The organism is bacterium (assembly GCA_030654305.1).
Lineage (GTDB): Bacteria > Krumholzibacteriota > Krumholzibacteriia > LZORAL124-64-63 > LZORAL124-64-63 > PNOJ01.
Genome location: JAURXS010000072.1, coordinates 1 through 12,219 on the forward strand (window position 1 = coordinate 1; position 12,219 = coordinate 12,219).

Here is a 12,219-nt window from a genome sequence, read left to right on the forward strand (position 1 = left end):
CGGCGCCGGTCGCGGGGGACACGCTGCGGCAGCCGGACCTGGCGCGCACCCTGTCCGCGATCCGCGACCGCGGCGCCGACGCGTTCCACACCGGCGACCTCGCCGCGTCCATCGCGGGCGCCGTCGCGCGGGCGGGCGGCGTCTTGTCGGCGGACGACCTGGCCGGCTACCGGCCGGTCTGGCGCGAACCGCTGCGCGGCCGCTACCGCGACTGCGAGGTCGTCGCCATGCCGCCGCCGAGCTCGGGCGGCGTGCTGCTGATCGCGATGCTCAACCTGCTGGAGCCCTACGAACTGGGCGCGATGCCGCGCGACGGCGCCGCCCTGGCGCACCTGCTGGCCGAGGCCATGTCCTTCGCCTTCGCCGACCGCAGCCGCTGGCTCGGCGACCCGGACGCCGTGGCGATCCCGGTGGGTTGGCTGACCTCGCGCGCGCGGGCCGACTCGCTGCGCGCGCTGATCCGTCCCGACGCCGTCGTGCCCTGGCAGAGCCTCGGGGGGGCCGCGGTCGTCGCGCCCGGCCCCGACCACACCACGCACCTCAGCGTCGTGGACGCCGAAGGCGCCGCCGTCGCGGCGACCCTGACGATCAACCTGGGCTTCGGCGCCGGGATGATGGCGCCGGGCACCGGCGTGGTGCTCAACGACGAGATGGACGACTTCGCCGCGGCGCCGGGCGCGCCCAACGCTTTCGGCCTGCCGGGCGGCGAGGCCAACGCCGTGGGCGCGGGCCGCCGCCCGCTCTCGAGCATGACCCCCACGATCCTGCTGCGCGGGGGCCGCGTCGCGCTGGTCACCGGCAGCCCCGGCGGTTCGCGCATCATCACCACGACGCTGCAGACGGTCGTCAACGTCGTGGACTTCGGGATGGACGCGGCGCGCGCCGTCGCCCGGCCCCGGCTGCACCAGCAGTGGTGGCCGCCGGTGCTCTACGTCGAACCCGGCGCGGTCGGCGCGGCGGCCCTCGACACGCTGGCCGCGATCGGGCACGTCCTGGCGACCGTCCCCGCCCTGGGCAACGCCCAGGTGGTGACCGTCGACCCCGTCAGCGGCGTGGTCCGGGGCGCCAGCGACCCGCGCGGCGTCGGCGCGGCCGCCGGCACGTCGCCGCCCGCGTCCGGCGCCGCGCGCTGATCCCGGGCGGTGGCCGCCGGATCGCGGCCCCGTTATCCTGCCCCCGTGATCCGGTTCGTGAAAGGGGACGGTCGCCGATGTTTCGAAGGTGCGGATGGATCCGGGAATCGCTGGTCGTCGCCTGGCTGCTGGCGATCGCGCCGTTCCCGGCGGGCGCGCAGACGACGGCCGCCGACGACGGTCTCGGGATGCTGGCGCGCGTGCGGACGCTGTCCGCCGACGAACTGCAGGGACGCGGCAACGGCACCGCCGCCGCTCTGGCGGCCGCGGACACGGTCGCGGCCTGGTTCCGGGCGGCCGGCCTCGCGGCGCCGCCTGGTTGCGACGGGATGCGCGGCGACTTCGCGCTGCGAGGGGAGGGGCTGGACGGTCTCACCGGCCGCAACGTCCTGGGCTGGTCCCCTGGCCGCGGCGCGCTGGCCGACGACCTCGTGGTGATCGGCGCCCACTACGACCATCTGGGACTGGCCCGCGCCGCCGACGGCGCGACCGTCACGGGGATCTACCGCGGCGCCGAGGACAACGCCTCCGGCGTGGCGGTGATGGCCGAACTCGCGCGTCGCCTGCACGCCGACCCGACGGCCGCCGACCGCTGCGCACTGCTCTTCGTCGCCTTCGCGGGCGAGGAGGCGGGGTTGCAGGGCGCGACGGCGGCGCTGCGCGCCGCGCCGCTGGCGGGCCGCAACGTGCGGCTGATGCTGAACCTGGACTCCGTCGGCCGGCTGCGCGCCGACCGTCTCTACGTCGGCGGTCTGGGCTCGTCGCCGCGCCTGCGCCCGCTGGTGGAGGGCGTGAATCGCGGGCACGGCCTGGTCCTGGAACTCAGCGACGGCGGCTGGGACGCCAGCGACCACGTCGCCTTCAACACGGCCGGGATCCCCGTGCTGTTCCTCTTCACCGGCGCCCACCCCGAGTACCACACGGTCCAGGATCGCTGGGAACTCGTCGAACCCGGCGGCCTGGCCCGCGTCGCCGCCTTCGCGCGCGACCTCGCGGCGGCCGTCGCCGCCGACCCCGGCGGCTTCCCGTACGCCCCCCAGACCGCGCTGCCGCCCGCCACCGGCGAGCGCGGCAAGACCCGCGCCTGGCTCGGCACCATCCCGGACTTCGTGGAGAACGCCGGCGGCGTGAAGCTGTCCGGCGTCATGCCGGGCAGCCCGGCCGAGGAGGCGGGGCTGCGTCAGGGCGACGTGCTGGTCGCGATGGAGGGGAGCGAGGTGGCGGATCTCGCGGGGCTCACCGCCCTGCTGCAGGCGCACGGCGCTGGCGAGACCGTCGCGGTGACGGTCCTGCGCGACGGCGAACGCCGGGTCTTCGCCGTCACGCTGCGCGATCGTCCCCGCTGAGCGGCGCGCGGCTCAGACGTGGGCCGCCTCGCCGTACATCCCGTCGATGACCGCCGCGTACTTCTTCTGGATCACCCGCCGCCGCACCTTCAGGGTGGGCGTCAGCTCGTCGTTCTCCAGGGTCAGTTCGCGATCGAGCAGGGCGAATTTCTTCACCGACCCGAAGCCGGGGAACTTGCTGTTGGTGCGGTCGAGGCCGCGCTGGTACTTGGCGAGCACGGCCGGCTCGCGCAGCAGGGCGGCCCGGTCGGGCGCGTGCACCTTGTGCTCGGCGGCCCACGCCTCCAGCTCCTCGAAGTTCGGCACGATCAGGCAGGTCAGGTAGGGCCGGTGGTCGCCCAGGACCACCACCTGGCTGATGAACTTGTTCTTCTTGAAGGCGTTCTCCAGCGGCTGCGGCGCGACGTTCTTGCCGCCGGCCGTGACGATCAGGTCCTTCTTGCGGTCGGTGATGTACAGGTACCCGTCCTCGTCGAAGCGCCCGATGTCGCCGGTGTGCAGCCAGCCGTCCTCGGTCAGCACCTCGCGGGTCGCGACCGGGTTGTTGTAGTAGCCGAGCATGACGTTGGGGCCGCGGGTGTCGATCTCGCCGTCCTCGGCGATCTTCACCTCCACGCCGGGGATCACCTTGCCGACGCTGCCGACCCGGAAGTGGTCGAAGCTGTTCACCGCGATCACCGGCGAGGTCTCGGTCAGGCCGTAGCCCTCCAGGATGATCATGCCGGCGGCGTAGAAGAACTCGTTGATGTGCGGCGCCAGCGGCGCGCCGCCGGAGACGAAGAAGCGCAGGCGGCCGCCGGTGCGGGCGCGCAGCTTCGAGAACACCAGCCGGTCGGCGAGGCGGCGCTGGAACGCCAGGCCGGGGGGGACCTTGTCGCCCGCGCGCACGCGGCGCCCCCACTCCTGGCCCACGCCGCGGGCCCAGTCGAAGATCAGGCGTTTGACCGGCCCGCCGGCCATGGCGGCGGCGGTGACCCGGGCGTAGATCTTCTCGTACAGCCGCGGCACGCTGATCATCACCGTCGGGCGGACCAGCCGCATGTCGTCGGCGACGGACTCCACGCTGCTCGCGTAGGCGATGCCCGTGCCGACCGCCATCATGATGTAAAAACCGGCCATCCGCTCCAGGACGTGCGACAGCGGCAGGAAGGACAGCACCTTGTCGCGCGGCCCGATGTCGATCAGCGAGGCGCTGGCCAGCACGTTCGAGACGAAGTTGGCGTGCGAGAGCATCACGCCCTTGGGGTCGCCGGTGGTGCCGCTGGTGTAGATGATGCTGCAGAGGTCCTGCGGCCGCGCGGGTCCGGCGTCGTCGCCGGCGGCCGCCGGGTCCCGCGCCAGGAGGTCGCGGCCCGTCCGCTCCAGGTCGGACATCCGCGCCACGCCGGGCAGTTCCAGGTCGTCGTAGGCGTGGACGTGCTTCAGGAACGGCAGCCGGTCGCGGATCCCCCGCAGCTTCTCCGCCTGTTCCCGCGTCGAGACGAACATGGCCACCGGCTGGCAGTCCCGCAGGATGTACTCGATGGTGTCGGGCAGCAGGGTGGGGTAGATGGGCACGTCCACGGCGCCCAGCGAGAGCGTCGCCAGGTCGGTCAGCGCCCACTCCAGCCGGTTCTCCGACAGGATCGCGACCCGGTCGCCGGGGACGACCCCCAGCGAGAGCAGCGCGGCCCGCAGCGCGCGCACCCTCTGCAGGGCTTCGGCGCTCGAGACGTCGACGTACCCGCCGTCAGGACCCTTGTGGGAGAAACAGTCGGGGCGGGGATGCTCGGAAACGGCGGTCAGGAACAGTCCGGGGATGGTCGCGGCGGGCATGCCTGCTCCTCGTCGTCGGGGATAGCTGCATGGATTCGCAGTTGACAACCTGTAGCAGCGGCTCCAGCCTGTGTCAACGCCATTCGACCCGCAGCGACCCACAGGAGGCAGCATGCGAAGCCGTATCCCGTTCCTCGTCCCGTTGTGCGCGCTGTGCGTCGCGCTTGCCCTCGCCACGCCGGCCGCCGCCTCGGGCGACCTCGCGGCGGAGAAGGCATCCCTCGCGGCCGCCGTGCAGGCGAACCCCGGGGACTACGCCGCGCAGTGGAACCTCGCGCGCGTCCTGATCGACCTCGGCAACCAGGAGTCGGACGGCGACAGGATGAAGTCCCTCTACGAGGAGGCGGTCACCCACGCCCGCGCCGCCGTCGCCCTCCAGCCCGGCGACACCTGGGGCCACCACTACCTGGCGGCCTCGGTCGGCAAGCTGGCGCTGACCGTCGGCGGCAAGCAGAAGATCGAACTCTCCAAGGAAGTGCGGGACGAGGCGGAGAAGGCCGTCGCCTGCGACCCGGACAACGACCGCTCGCACCACATCCTGGGCCGCTGGAACCGCGAGGTGTCCCACCTGAGCCCGGTGCTGAAGCTGGCGGCCAAGGTCGTCTACGGCGGCGTGCCGCAAGGCGCGAGCGACGAGAAGGCGGTCGCCGAGTTCAAGGAGGCCATCCGCATCAATCCCCAGCACGTGAACCACCGGCTCGAGCTCGGGATCACCTACATGGAGATGAAGCAGTTCGAAGCGGCGATCGCCGAGTTCGAGACCGCGCTGTCCCTGCCGGATGCCGATCCCAACGACGCCCGGTACAAGGCCGAGGCCCGCGAGAACATCCGCGTCTGCGAGAAGAAGGTTGACCGACAGAACGAAAAACGCCGGCACTGAGCGCGACGCGACGTCCCCCCGTGGGGCGCTGCGGAGCAACCTGTTGGCCTGGTACGACCGCGAACGACGGCCGCTCCCCTGGCGGGAACGGCCGTCGGCCTATGGCATCTGGGTCTCGGAGATCATGCTCCAGCAGACGACCGTCGCGACGGTCATGACGCGGTGGCGCCCGTTCGTCGCGAGGTTCCCCGACCAGGCCGCGCTGGCCGCCGCCCCGCTCGAGGACGTGCTGGCGGCGTGGAGCGGTCTGGGCTATTACCGCCGCGCCCGCGCCCTGCACGAGGCGGCGCGCGAGGTGATGCGCGCCGGCGGCGAGCTCCCGCGCGACGCCGCCGGCTGGCGCGCCCTGCCTGGCGTCGGCCCGTACACGGCCGGCGCGGTGGCGAGCATGGCCTGCGGCCAGCGCGCGGCCGCCGTGGACACCAACGTCTCCCGCGTGCTGCGGCGCCTGCACTGCCGTGACGCCGCTGCCGCCGACGCCCTGACCGCCGCCGCGCTCGCGCGGCTCGCCGACGAGCTCGTGGACCCCGACCGCCCGGGCGACTGGAACCAGGCCCTGATGGACCTGGGCGCGGCGGTCTGCACCCCCGCGGCGCCGGACTGCGGCGCCTGCCCGCTCGCGGGCGGTTGCCGGGCGCGACGCGGCGGCGACCCGGCGGCGGTGGCCGGCCGACGCGCCGGTCCCGTGACCACGGCGGTCGTCCTGTCGCTCCTGGTGGTCCGCAGCGGCCGGGGCCTGGTCGCCGTGCCTTCCGGGGAGACGAACGGCATCCGCTGCGCCGGCTTGACCGCGCCCGTGCGCGTCGGGTTCGCCGGCCTCCACGAGGGTCTCTGGGGGCTGCCGTCGACGTCGTGGTACCCGCTCGCTGGGCCGGTCCCCGTCGAGGCCTTCGCCGCCGCCTGGCGCGGGACACTGGGAGAGGGGGCGGCGCCCCCGGAGCACCGCGGCGCCGTGCGGCACGCGATCACCCGCTACCGCCTGCGCGCGGAGGTGTTCTCGACGACGGTGGGAGCGGGGTGGACCTCGCCCGCGCCCTGGGTCCGCTGCGCCCCGCCGCGGCTGGCCGCGCTCCCCTGGAGCTCGCTGGCGCACAAGGCGCTGCGCCGCGCCGGCGTCTCGATTGAGATTTGACTTAACGTATCCGCTTTTCCATCATTCCGACCAGCGGGCGTGCCGTGTCCCGGAGGGATGACCACGCGGCCGCGAACGCTGCACGACGCGTCAGAAGGGTGGACCGATCATGCTGCAGATCACACGCCAGACCGAGTACGCCATCCGCGGCCTGATGGAACTGGCGGAGAGGGACAACGGCACGCCCGTGCGCCTCAAGGCGCTCGCGGAAGCCTGCGAGGTGTCCGAGGCGTTCCTGGCCAAGATCTTCCAGATGCTGTCCCAGCACAACGTCGTGAAGTCGCACCGCGGCGTGAAAGGCGGCTTCTCGCTCGGACGCGAGAAGGACCAGATCAACCTGCGCGAAATCGTGGAGATCTGCGAGGGGGGCATCGCCCTGAACCACTGCCTGCGCAAGGTCGACCCGTGCTGCCGCACCGACGAGTGCAAGATGAGCCACGTCTGGGACAAGGCGCAGTCGGCGCTGGTCGACGCCCTCGAGAAGACGACGCTGGCCGACTTGGTCTAAAATGGCCGACTTGGTCTAATATCGCGCCGGAACTGCGCCCGGCCGCTCAACGGCCCTTCGACGCGTGCTTCTCCCGCAGCTGCCCGCAAGCGGCCGCGATGTCGTCGCCGCCGCTGATCCTGATGTAGGCCTCCACGCCCGCCCGCCGCAGCACGTCCTGGAACCCCAGCAGCCTCGAGGCGTCCGGCGGGCCGAAGCGCTCGTCGATGCGGTTCATGGGGATCAGGTTGACCTTGAAGGGGCGGTTGCGCACGAGCTTCGCCAGCGCGGCGGCCTCCGCGTCGCCGTCGTTCACGGCCTCGATCAGCACGTAGGCGATCGTCACGCGCCGCTGCCGGCGGCGGGCGTACTCCTGCGCGATGTCGAGCACCTCGGGCAGGGGCGTGCGTCCGGGCACCGGCATCAGGCGGCGACGCAGGTCGGGATCGGTGCCGTTGACCGACACCGTGAGGCCCACCGCCTGGGGCAGGTCGAGAAGCCGGCGCATGCCGGCGGCGTGGCCCGAGGTCGAGACGGTGATCCGCCGGGGCGACATGCCCAGGCCCGCCGGCGAGGTGAACGTGTCGATGGCCTGGGCCAGCGCGTCGAAGTTGTCCAGCGGCTCGCCCATCCCCATGAAGACCAGGTTGAAGGCGCGTTCCGAGCAGCCCGGCACGATCTCGCGCGCGGCGTCGCGGCGCAGCCGCAGCACCTGCTCGACGATCTCGCCCGCGCCGAGGTTGCGCACCAGGCCGCCGCGCGCCGTGGCGCAGAAGCTGCAGGCCATCGCGCAGCCCACCTGCGACGAGAGGCAGAACGTCAGGTGGTGTTCCATGGGGATGGTCACGCTCTCGATGGCGTGGCCGTCCCGCAGCGAGAACAGGTGCTTGCGGGTCCCGTCCTGCGACACCTGGCGATCGAGCACCGCCAAGCCGTCCAGGACCCAGCGCGCGGCCAGCAGGCCCCTGAGGTCCTCGGGCAGGTCGGTCATCCCGTCCCAGGCTTCGGCATCGCGGGCGTAGAGCCAGCCGGCGAGCTGGTCGCCCCGGTAGGCGGGTGCGCCCAGATCCGCCAGCAGGCCGCGCAGTCCGGCGACGGGAACGTCGCGGATCAGAGGCGGTAGGTTGCTGTCCATGGCGCTCCTGCGTGACGGTCGACGAATCCGCCGGCGGGCCCGGCGGCCGATCCGGTCTTGACACCCGGTCGGCCTCGCTCTCATCGTGGAGCGACCGATCCGGTTCCCAGAGTTACACCACCTGCGCGCCGGGCGCAAGCCGGCCGCCAGCGGAGGGCGACGTGAACACCGTCCTGGTCGTCGACGACGAGGCTGCCATCCGGTCGACCCTCGACCAGCTCCTGACCTACGAGCGCTACCGGGTGCTGACCGCCGGCGACGGCCTGGCCGCCCTGCGCCTGCTCGGGGCCGAGAAGATCGACGCCATGCTCCTGGACATCAAGATGCCCGACATGGACGGGTTCGAGGTGCTGGAACGCATGGCCGCCGAAGGGCACGACGTCCCGGTGATCGTCGTCTCGGGGCACGGCAACCTCGAGACGGCGGTCGAAGCCGTCCGCAAGGGCGCCTACGATTTCCTCGAAAAGCCGCTGGACCGCTCGCGCCTGCTGCTCACCCTGCGCAACAGCCTCGACCACCACCGCGCCCGCGCCGAGAAGGAGCGGCTGCGCGTCCGCGCCGGCTTCTACGCCCCGCTGGTGGGGGAGTGCGCGGGCCTGCGCGAGATCCGGGACTTCATCGCCCGCGTGGCGCCGACCGACGCCACGGTGCTGATCACGGGCGAGAACGGCACCGGCAAGGAACTGGTGGTCCGGGCGCTCCACGCCGGCAGCCCGCGTCGCAACAAGCCCCTGGTCGAGGTCAACTGCGCCGCCATCCCCCGCGAACTGGTCGAGAGCGAGCTCTTCGGGCACGAGAAGGGCAGCTTCACCGGCGCCGATCGCCTGCGCATCGGCAAGTTCGAGCAGGCCGACGGCGGCACCCTCTTCCTGGACGAGATCGGGGACATGAGCGAGGAGGCCCAGGCCAAGGTCCTGAAGGCCGTCGAGGAGAGCCGCTTCGAGCGCGTGGGCGGACGCGAGGTCCGTCAGGTCGACGTGCGGATCGTCGCCGCCACCAACCGGGACCTGGCCAGCCAGGGCTCCGGGTTCCGTCAGGACCTGTTCTTCCGCCTCAACGTGCTGGCGATCCACCTCCCGCCCCTGCGGGAGCGGACCGGCGACGTGGACCTGCTCCTGGCCCACTTCATGACCACGCTGTCCGCCCAGCTCGGCCGCCCGCCCAAGCGCTTCGCCCCCGACGCCCTGACCGCGTTGCGTCGGCACACCTGGCCGGGCAACGTCCGCGAACTGCGCAACCTGGTCGAGCGGGTCCTGATCCTGGCCCCGGGCGACGTCGTGGGGGCCGGGGACCTGCCCCCGCTGCTGGACGGCCGGGCCGCGGCACCGGAAGGCGCCGCCTGGCTCGGGATCCCGGATTTCCAGGACTTCAAGGCCGCGACCGAAACGGCGTACCTGCAGGCGAAACTCAAGGAATTCGGCTACAACGTCAGCCGGACGGCCGAAGCCCTCGGGATGCAGCGCAGCAACCTCTACAAGAAGATCGCCAAATACGGGTTGCGCACCCAGGCGTCCGATCCGGGGGCCATTGACACCGCCGACGCCGATCTGTAGACTGTAGTGTAGGTTCCGGGTCCGGTCGCCGATCGGCGCCGATCCATCCGCCCAGCGCACCTGGGTTTCCGATCCGCCCGGCGGCGATGTGACCGGGCAACAGCGAAGTGGAGTGGGACCATGAGAAGGGCCATGCACGCAGTGGCGATGTTGCTGATCCTCGTCTCGGCCCTGACGGCCCAGGCGACGTCGCTGACGGGAGCGACGGGATCGACGCTCGGGACGGTCGTCGCAACGGAGGCACCGGTCACTCCTCCCGCGAACGACCTGGTCCATCAGTACGGCGATCCCGACGACGCCATCACGGGCAACCGCAGCAACAGCGTGGCCGGTGGGTCGCCGATCTTCTCGCCGACCAGTTCGACGCAATCTTCGTCGACGCTGGCAGCCTGGTTGATCGCCGTGATCATGCAAGTCATCCCGTCGTTCTGACGTCGGCCGCCGGGAGACCGGTCGGCGTCGCACCGCAGTGGCTAGAGCCGTGAAGAGGTGAGGGGAGTCCAGTTCGAATAGCCCACTTTCTCGCCAGGGGTTTCATTCGATGGATCGCGAATCCGGACATCGGCGCCAGGGGCGCCGCCACGACCCGAACCCGCACCGGTACACGGACGGGGGCGAGTGCACGCGTCTGGAAGCGGTCGGCGATCTCCATTTCGAAGCCAGTGCCTATTCCTCGGCCCTCGAATACTACCGGCGCATCCTCGACGGCGGCGCCCTCGACGGACTCGACCTCGGGCATGCCCTCGCTCTCCAGCGCAAGACCATCGACGCCGCGCTCAACCTGGGCGACCTCTCCCTGGCCCGTGAACTCCTGAAACGGGCGCAGGAACAGGTCCAGGCCGCGGTCGGATTGCCGGAGGCGGAGAGGCGCCTGCTCGCCGCCCCCCTGTTGGGACGGGAGGCCAGCCTCCTGGTGCAGCGGGGCTCCTACGCGGACGCGCTGCTGGTCTGCAAGCGGGCCTTCGCCGTCCTGGCCGTCACCGACAACCACACCGAGGTCGCCAACCTCCAGGTGACGATGGGCGTCTGCCACCACCGCCTCGGCCGCCTCGACAAGGCGGAGGAATTCTACAGCGACGCGCTGGCGACCTTCCGCCGGATCGGCGACGACCTCGGCATGGCCATCCTCTACAACAACCTGGCCTTGCTACAGAAGAATGCCTGCCGCTGGCACCGGGCCCTCGATTTCCAGCGCCGCTCGCTCGAACTGGCGGCGTCGCACGGCGCCACCCACCTGATGGCGCGCCTCCACCTGAACGAGGGCATCATCCTGCGCAAGGCCGAACGGCGCGGCGAGGCCCGCGCCAGCTTCGAGAAGTGCCTGCGCCTGTCGACGAGTCTGGGCGACCTCGACCGCAGGACCAAGGCCTGCCTTGCGCTCGGACAGCTCGATCTGCTCGAAGGCCGCCTGATGCGGGCCGAGGAACTGGTGATGGAGGGCCAGCACCTCGCCGAGCAGGCCGGGTACCCGCGCGAAGCCGCGATCGCCGACGAGTACATGGGGGACATCCAGGCGCACCGCGGCGAGTGGGACCGCGCGCTCTACAACTACGAGCTCGGCCTGGCGAAGGCCCGCGGCATCGGCAAGTCCACCGACCTCGAGGGCGAGATCCTGCGCCGGATCGCCGAGGCCCGGGCCGGTCAGCAGCGCTGGCGGGAAGCCGCGACGAGCGCCGAGGCGGCCCTGGAGATCTGCCTCGCCTGCGGCGAACTGTTCGAGATCGGGTTCTGCCACCAGGTCCTCGGCCGGGCGTTGACGCGCCTCGGCGACACGGCCGGCGGCTCCTCGCACTTCAAACTGGCGACCCGCACCTTCCGCACGCAGCAGCTGCCGGTCCAGGCTGCCCGATCCGTCCTGCTGCAGCTGGAGGAATGCGACGCCGGGGCTTCCCGTGAGGAGCTGATCATCCTGCGTCGCTCGCTCGGCGAGGCGACCGAGAGCGATGCGGTGCGCGAAGACGAGCACCTCCGCGGCGACCTGCTGCGCGGGTTCGCCGAAGTCCTGCTGCGGCTCGGCGAACACGACGAGGCCCTGATCGCCCTCGGCGAACTGGATCGGGTCCTCATGTCGCTCGAAGCGCCGGCACTGGCGGAACAGGCCGAGACGTTGCGGAACCGGCTGGAGCGGGCCATGGTGGGCGAGCAGCCCCTCCTGGATCCGCAACGGCTGTCGATCCGGGGCGCCGGCGAACGATCCGCGGCGGTGCAGGACGCCCTGCAGGGTCTGCTGGAGGCGGCCGTCACCCGCACGGGCGCCAGGGAGGGGTTCGTCGCCCTGATGCCGCTCGCCGATCATCCGGTCTCCGACCTGATCGCCACCAGCCACGGCCTGCCGGCGACGGTCGCGCGGAAGCTCACCACCTGGTTCGGCGACAAGCTCTACGCCGGCTCGCCGGCTCCCCGCCTGATCTCCCGGCCGGAACCCGGTACCGCCGTCGCCAAGATCCTCGCCGGGCTTCCCTGCGCGTCGGGCGTCAACCTGTTCGTGCCGATCGCTCTGCCCGACAAGCTGTACGGTCTACTCTTCCTCTCGGGTTGCCCGGACCACCCCGGCACGTCGGTCTTCAGGCCGGCGCTGGAATTCCTCGCCACGACGGCCGGCTTCCTCGCGATGAACGTGGCCGAACTCGAGCGCGACCGTCCCGCCGCCGCCGCGCAGGCCGCACCCGAGAAGGAAAGCGCCCTAGCCGGCATCATCACCGGCCACCCGGACATGCTTCGGCTGCTGGACGTGGTCC

10 protein-coding genes are annotated in these 12,219 nt (G+C 72.0%); 8 read left to right on the plus strand and 2 right to left on the minus strand.

Translation table 11 applies throughout. The features are described from left to right. Together Q7W29_01825 and Q7W29_01830 are read left to right on the plus strand one after the other, a co-directional pair. A partial coding sequence (locus Q7W29_01825; protein ID MDO9170549.1) for a gamma-glutamyltransferase occupies window positions 1-1,133 on the plus strand: 1,133 nt, incomplete at its 5' end. Window positions 1,134-1,210: 77 nt separating this feature from the next. Then, window positions 1,211-2,479, plus strand: coding sequence for a M28 family peptidase (locus Q7W29_01830; GenBank protein MDO9170550.1), 1,269 nt, complete (start codon window positions 1,211-1,213; stop codon window positions 2,477-2,479). 12 nt (window positions 2,480-2,491) lie between these two features. Here Q7W29_01830 and Q7W29_01835 read toward each other — a convergent pair whose 3' ends face one another. Next, a complete protein-coding gene (locus Q7W29_01835; protein ID MDO9170551.1) occupies window positions 2,492-4,294 on the minus strand; it encodes a long-chain fatty acid--CoA ligase in 1,803 nt (600 codons plus the stop codon). A gap of 112 nt (window positions 4,295-4,406) precedes the next feature. Here Q7W29_01835 and Q7W29_01840 point away from each other — a divergent pair, with 112 nt between their 5' ends. The 3 genes from Q7W29_01840 (at window position 4,407) to Q7W29_01850 (ending at window position 6,814) form a co-directional block, all read left to right on the plus strand. After that, window positions 4,407-5,174: a tetratricopeptide repeat protein gene (locus Q7W29_01840; protein MDO9170552.1), complete on the plus strand. Its 768-nt coding sequence runs from the start codon at window positions 4,407-4,409 to the stop codon at window positions 5,172-5,174. A gap of 43 nt (window positions 5,175-5,217) precedes the next feature. Beyond that, window positions 5,218-6,306 (plus strand): A/G-specific adenine glycosylase, encoded by a 1,089-nt coding sequence (locus Q7W29_01845; protein MDO9170553.1) that lies wholly within the window; start codon window positions 5,218-5,220, stop codon window positions 6,304-6,306. Window positions 6,307-6,415: 109 nt separating this feature from the next. Then, window positions 6,416-6,814: an Rrf2 family transcriptional regulator gene (locus Q7W29_01850; GenBank protein ID MDO9170554.1), complete on the plus strand. Its 399-nt coding sequence runs from the start codon at window positions 6,416-6,418 to the stop codon at window positions 6,812-6,814. A 46-nt stretch (window positions 6,815-6,860) separates the two neighbouring features. Here the strand turns inward: Q7W29_01850 and rlmN are convergent, their stop codons facing one another. Further along, the gene (gene rlmN, locus Q7W29_01855; GenBank protein ID MDO9170555.1) at window positions 6,861-7,928 is read right to left on the minus strand and encodes a 23S rRNA (adenine(2503)-C(2))-methyltransferase RlmN; all 1,068 of its coding nucleotides are present in this window, start codon (window positions 7,926-7,928) and stop codon (window positions 6,861-6,863) included. Window positions 7,929-8,089: 161 nt separating this feature from the next. On the opposite strand from rlmN, the gene Q7W29_01860 reads away from it, so the two are divergent. The 3 genes from Q7W29_01860 to Q7W29_01870 all read left to right on the plus strand — a co-directional run. Beyond that, window positions 8,090-9,481 carry a sigma-54 dependent transcriptional regulator gene (locus Q7W29_01860; GenBank protein ID MDO9170556.1) on the plus strand — a complete coding sequence of 464 codons (1,392 nt, stop codon included), beginning with the start codon at window positions 8,090-8,092 and terminating at the stop codon, window positions 9,479-9,481. 141 nt (window positions 9,482-9,622) lie between these two features. Further along, window positions 9,623-9,913 carry a hypothetical protein gene (locus tag Q7W29_01865; GenBank protein ID MDO9170557.1) on the plus strand — a complete coding sequence of 97 codons (291 nt, stop codon included), beginning with the start codon at window positions 9,623-9,625 and terminating at the stop codon, window positions 9,911-9,913. Between the two features lie 109 nt (window positions 9,914-10,022). After that, window positions 10,023-12,219 (plus strand): tetratricopeptide repeat protein (locus Q7W29_01870; protein ID MDO9170558.1); only part of this gene is annotated, 2,197 nt, incomplete at its 3' end.